Raw genomic sequence first — 5,109 nt, 5'->3', positions numbered from 1 at the left:
GATCGCCACGCTACCGCTCTTACTCACCCTCGCTCCCGTAGCAATGGCACAGGCACCCGCCTCCACAACCACCGCTAGCGTTCGCTCTGAGAGTTCACTACCCCCCACCGATCTCGTATTTCTGGCGCTTCAAGGACGGCTGCGATCGCAGGGCATTCCTAGCGCTGCAGCGCTGATCGAAGCGCATCACGAAGGGCGCGTTAGCAGCAGAATGATTGTAGAGGCAGCCGTCAAAGCGAACCGCTTGTCAGCGGAAACTTTGAACGATCCCACCTACCTAAGGCTGATCGATGCCACGTTCAGCACGCTTAAAAGCAACTCTCGGTAGTGGTTTATCAGAATTGATTTGCGGTCTGTCCTGTAATCAACAGCACCAATTTTCAGGAAGATACTTAATCTCTGTAATTGGATAGACTTCAGCCAAAAATCTCCTCGCTAGCATGATCGGTGCTGTGCGTAAAGAATTTTAACAATGGCTGGACTTGACGTTCTTGATAAAACCACTCAACTCACCCACGAATGGATTAACGAGGTCGCCAAAGAACTCGGCACCGACGACAAGAAAAAGGCATTTCAGGGCTTGCGGGCAACGCTGCACGTTCTGCGCGATCGCTTGACGATCGGTGAAGCTGCCAATTTCGGTGCGGAGCTGCCGATTCTGCTGTCAGGCTTCTACTACGAGGGCTGGAAGCCAGAGCGGACGCCGGACCCCGCCCGCTCTAAAGACGCTTTTTTGACGCTGCTGCACCAGCAGTTAAGCCACTACTTCCAAAAAGAGTCGGATTTAGACCCGGAACAGTTAGCGCGCGCTGTGTTTCGCGTGATGACGAACCGCGTTCCGGCAGGTGAAATGGAAGATGTCGTTGGCATCCTGTCTGCGGAAGTCAAAGAACTATTCCCAGAAGCGGTTCGGGCTTAAGGTTCAATCAGTCCGGCTGGAGGGGTAATCTCGATGCGGCGATTTGGTAAATCAACGACGGGCACGATCGCCTTGACAAATGGGATTAGTACCGCTGCCTGATTCGCCGCTCGCTCCACCTCCAGCAAATCGTTTCCGGCAGAAATAATCTGCGCTACGTGACCGATCAGAGTTTGAGTCGCTTGATCGATCACCGCTAGCCCAATCAGGTCGAGCACGTGAAATTCGTCTTCGCCCAGCGGTGGACGATCGCCCTCCGGCACGAGCAGCGTTGCATTTTTGAGCGCTTCGGCTTGAGTACGATCAACAACGCCCTCTAACCGGAGGACATAAAGTCCTTTGCCGTCGAGGTAGCGTCCGCGCAACAGCTTAATCGGCTGCGGAACCGCATCGCTGGGACGCAAAATCCAGCGATCGCCAGGGTCGATAAACCGCTCTGGAAAATCTGAATCGGGATACACTCGTACCTCGCCGTTTAGTCCTTGAGCCGCAACAATTTTGCCAATTTCAACAAAGCCTTTGATTGAGGTGCTTGCTAGTGAGACAGACGGTGTCTGATCATTCGTCATTTCTGGTAGACCTGCTTTGTTACATCTGCCAAGCGCGTCATTGCCGTTTCAATCTCCTGATCGGTTCCCGTTAGGCTGATGCGGAAGCACTGCTGTACATGGCTCCACTCATCGCATAGACCGGGAAAGAACGTGCTGCCTGGAACCACAATTACCCCTGCTTGCTTGAGCTGTTCGTAGAAGGTCCAATCGGTCATCGGTAAATCGTTGAGCCAGAGCCAGCCGAAGATTGAGCCTTCGCCACGATGTAAAAACCACGGGACATCGGGCATCGTGCGATCGAGCGTGGTTTCTAGAACCTGGAACTTTTGCTGATAGAACGGTCGAATCACGTTGGTAGAAATATCTGCCAGTTTTCCAGACGCGATCGCCCGCGCTGCGATCGCTTGCCCGTAGCGGGGCGAATGGAGACACATATTTGTGATGAAGCATTCGAGCGCGTGAATCAGGCGTTCGTCGCCGATCGCAATTCCCACACGCTCACCGGGCAATCCAGCCTTTGACAGGCTGGTGCAGTGCAGGACATTACTGCCAAAAATTGGGGTCATGTCGGTAAAGTTGAGCGACGGAAACGGCGGCGCGTAGGCAGAATCAACCAGCACAGGAACGTCATACGCTTCTGCCATGTCCACAATTTTCTTCACTTCGTCATCCGTTAGCACGTTCCCAGTCGGGTTACACGGACGCGAGAACAAAACACAGCCTGTGGTCTCGTCAATCTCAAGGCGGCTGAAGTCTGGGCGATATTTGAAGCGGTGTGCCGATTCGTCGATATCCAGCAGCGGCTTGTAGGCGAGAAGCGCTTCGGGCGTCAGCGATACACCGCCGTAGCCTGTGTAATCGGGACTTAGGGGCAGGACGACTTTTTTCAGGGTGCCATTGGAGCAGTAGCCACCAAAGACGTTGACTGCACAGAAGTAGAGGCTTTGACTGCCAGGAGTCACCAAAACGTTGCGATCGGTCAACTGCAACCCGTAGCGCTGGTTGAAATCCTTGACCACCGCATCAATCAAGGGCTGATAGCCTTGGCTAGCTCCATAGCGACACACCACTTCGCCATACTCCGAGCTTGCTAGCAGCTCTGTCGTACAATCGCGCCAAAGCTGCTCGACCTCTGGCAGAATCAGTGGATTGCCCGCGCTCAAGTTGATAAATTCTCGCCCTGCACCCGATCGCAACGTCTCAATGATGTCTTTCATAATTGCCCGCACTCCAGTCAGGCGGGACATCTGATTGCCAATGTGCGATAGAGCAGGATTCATAGGTTTGCGATCGGTTGGGTGTGTTAGATCATGCTACCCGGTTTTGCAAGTCGCCGACCTTGAGCCATTGTTGAGTTGATATAGGATGATTAGCAATGCAGCACTTAAGTTACACGTAGCCGCCATGACCACGAGTGGACCGAGTCGGTTGGACCAGCTTGAAGAACTCGTTGCCATCCTAATCACTCATGCGGAAGGCACCGATCGTCGCCTCAATCAACTGCTCGAAAGCCAGGTATTGATGCGACAGGATATGCAGCTAACCGACGCTCGACTTGAGCGAATGATTGAGCAGGCAGAGCGCGATCGGGCAGAGTCTCGGACACGCATGGAATCCATTGAGTTGCAGGCAGAGGTAGACCGAGCAGAGTTCCACCTCAGAATGGAGCAATTTGCCGAGCAAGCGGAGCGCGATCGCAACCAAGCGGCGATTGATCGGGCAGAGTTTAGATCGACGGTACAGCAGCTTCTAGAGGTTCTGAGCCAGCGGTTTAGCGGCAACGGTCATGCAGAAGGGTAAGGGGCTAGGATAGACCTCAGCACGTTCAAGTGGCTGCATGGATTTGTTCGATCGCCACCGAGAAGACCTCACCGACGCAGAAGCGCCCCTAGCGGCACGGATGCGTCCCCGCACGCTGGAGGAGTTTGTCGGTCAAGGCGCGATCGTCGGACCAGGACGACTGCTAAGACGGGCAATTCAAGCGGACCAGCTTTCGTCGCTGATTTTTTACGGACCCCCCGGAACAGGCAAAACCACCCTCGCCCGAATTATTGCCAACACTACGCAGGCGCACTTCATTGCGATTAACGCCGTCCTGTCGGGTGTCAAAGAAATTCGAGAGGCGATCGCCACTGCACAAGAGCGGCGAGGACGCTTCAGCCAGCGCACAATTCTATTTGTGGATGAAGTGCATCGGTTCAACAAGGCGCAACAGGATGCCCTGCTGCCGTGGGTAGAGAACGGCACGGTGATTTTGATTGGAGCCACCACTGAAAATCCTTACTTTGAAGTGAACAAAGCGCTGGTCAGTCGATCGCGCCTGTTTCAACTGAAGCCGCTGGACGAATCGGATTTGCGGCGCGTCGTGCAGCAAGCGTTGAGCGATCGGGAGCGAGGATACGGCAGTCGTGCCATTCAACTCGATGACAACGCGATCGATCACCTCGTTAATGTGGGAAACGGTGACGCTCGTGCTCTGCTGAATGCCTTAGAGCTTGCCGTCGAAACCACCCCTCCGGACGCCGCTGGCGCGATTCACATCACGCTTGCCGTCGCGGAAGAATCGATTCAGCGCCGCGCCGTACTCTACGACAAAGAAGGCGATGCCCACTTCGACACCATTAGCGCGTTTATCAAAAGCGTGCGCGGGTCCGACCCGGACGCCGCGCTTTACTGGCTGGCGCGTATGGTCTACGCAGGCGAAGACCCGCGTTTTATTCTGCGGCGGCTGTTGATTCTGGCGAGTGAGGATGTCGGACTGGCAGACCCGAACGCGGTTGTCGTGGTGACTGCCTGCGCGGAAGCGTTCGATCGTGTCGGCTTGCCTGAAGGACGCTACCCGCTGGCGCAGGCAACGATCTATCTCGCTACCGCGCCCAAATCCAACAGCGTCATGGGCTTTTTTGATGCCCTGTCTGCTGTGGAACGAGAGCGGCAAGACGATACGCCCCTGCATCTGCGGGATGCCAACCGCGACAAGCAGCTTGGACACGGAGCAGGCTACCTTTACCCCCACGCCTACCGCGATCACTGGGTGGCGCAGCAGTATCTTCCGACTAGTCTGCAAGGGCAAGTATTCTATCAACCGTCGGATCAGGGTGCGGAAGCGTCGGTTCGCACACAGGTCGCGCGACAGCGAGAAGCGCAACTGGCGGCGATCGTCGAGGGCGTGATGCCAGAGGTGCTGACCGTCGGACCTGCGAATGGTGCTCAGGAGCGCTGGCTGCAACGGACGCTGGGACAGGCGGGCGATCGACTGGCAGAGGTGCGCGATCGCGTGTTTACGCTAGCGCAGCCGCAGCGACACCACGTCATTCTGGATTTGAACGCGGGGAGCGGTCTGCTGACGTGGGAAGCGGTGCGCCAAGTCCCCGAAGGCGGCGTTTACGCCTGCGCTCATGCAGACACGGACGCGAACGCACTCATCGAACAGGCGCGATCGCTCCCGGATCTCAGCCGTCCGATTGTGCTGCAAGCTTCACTAGCTCAGCTTTCCGATAGCATTGGCGCAGTTCGGTTCGATCGAATTCTGGGGCGCAATGCGCTGATGCGAGAACCCGCCAAAGCCACGCTAATTCAACAAATTGCTTCATGGCTGGCACCGCAGGGAGCGATCGTGCTGGCAGAGACGATTCCCCG

At 55.9% G+C, this 5,109-nt stretch carries 6 protein-coding genes; 4 read left to right on the top strand and 2 right to left on the bottom strand.

What is annotated here, in order from left to right; genetic code table 11:
- Together H6F43_RS18210 and H6F43_RS18205 are read left to right on the top strand one after the other, a co-directional pair.
- Positions 1–328 (top strand): hypothetical protein (locus H6F43_RS18210; protein WP_206754584.1); only part of this gene is annotated, 328 nt, incomplete at its 5' end.
- 144 nt (positions 329–472) lie between these two features.
- Positions 473–919 carry a DUF2267 domain-containing protein gene (locus tag H6F43_RS18205; protein ID WP_190344130.1) on the top strand — a complete coding sequence of 149 codons (447 nt, stop codon included), beginning with the start codon at positions 473–475 and terminating at the stop codon, positions 917–919.
- On the opposite strand, the gene rimM is transcribed toward H6F43_RS18205, so the two are convergent.
- Both rimM and H6F43_RS18195 read right to left on the bottom strand, forming a co-directional pair.
- Positions 916–1,488: a ribosome maturation factor RimM gene (gene rimM, locus H6F43_RS18200; RefSeq protein ID WP_190344129.1), complete on the bottom strand. Its 573-nt coding sequence runs from the start codon at positions 1,486–1,488 to the stop codon at positions 916–918. The two genes, H6F43_RS18205 and rimM, sit on opposite strands and share 4 nt — an antisense overlap.
- Positions 1,485–2,750: a valine--pyruvate transaminase gene (locus tag H6F43_RS18195; protein WP_190344128.1), complete on the bottom strand. Its 1,266-nt coding sequence runs from the start codon at positions 2,748–2,750 to the stop codon at positions 1,485–1,487. The genes rimM and H6F43_RS18195 overlap by 4 nt, the downstream gene beginning before the upstream one ends.
- Positions 2,751–2,874: 124 nt before the next feature.
- On the opposite strand from H6F43_RS18195, the gene H6F43_RS18190 reads away from it, so the two are divergent.
- Both H6F43_RS18190 and H6F43_RS18185 read left to right on the top strand, forming a co-directional pair.
- On the top strand, positions 2,875–3,270 hold the full coding sequence (locus H6F43_RS18190; RefSeq protein WP_190344127.1) for a hypothetical protein: 396 nt from the start codon (positions 2,875–2,877) through the stop codon (positions 3,268–3,270).
- A gap of 37 nt (positions 3,271–3,307) precedes the next feature.
- Positions 3,308–5,109: AAA family ATPase (locus H6F43_RS18185; RefSeq protein WP_190344126.1), on the top strand; the 1,802-nt coding region annotated here is incomplete at its 3' end.

The sequence above is a fragment of the Leptolyngbya sp. FACHB-36 genome, assembly GCF_014695955.1.
Lineage (GTDB): Bacteria > Cyanobacteriota > Cyanobacteriia > Leptolyngbyales > Leptolyngbyaceae > FACHB-36.
The sequence above is the reverse complement of the archived record's forward strand: the minus strand, read 5'-3'. Positions and strand labels throughout refer to the sequence as shown.

What these genes read in the sequence shown, in the direction of transcription:
- H6F43_RS18190 (WP_190344127.1), top strand. Translation starts at nt 2,875, where the DNA reads ATGACCACGAGTGGACCGAGTCGGTTGGACCAGCTTGAAGAACTCGTT.
- H6F43_RS18205 (WP_190344130.1), top strand. Translation starts at nt 473, where the DNA reads ATGGCTGGACTTGACGTTCTTGATAAAACCACTCAACTCACCCACGAA.
- H6F43_RS18195 (WP_190344128.1), bottom strand. Translation starts at nt 2,750, where the DNA reads ATGAATCCTGCTCTATCGCACATTGGCAATCAGATGTCCCGCCTGACT.
- rimM (WP_190344129.1), bottom strand. Translation starts at nt 1,488, where the DNA reads ATGACGAATGATCAGACACCGTCTGTCTCACTAGCAAGCACCTCAATC.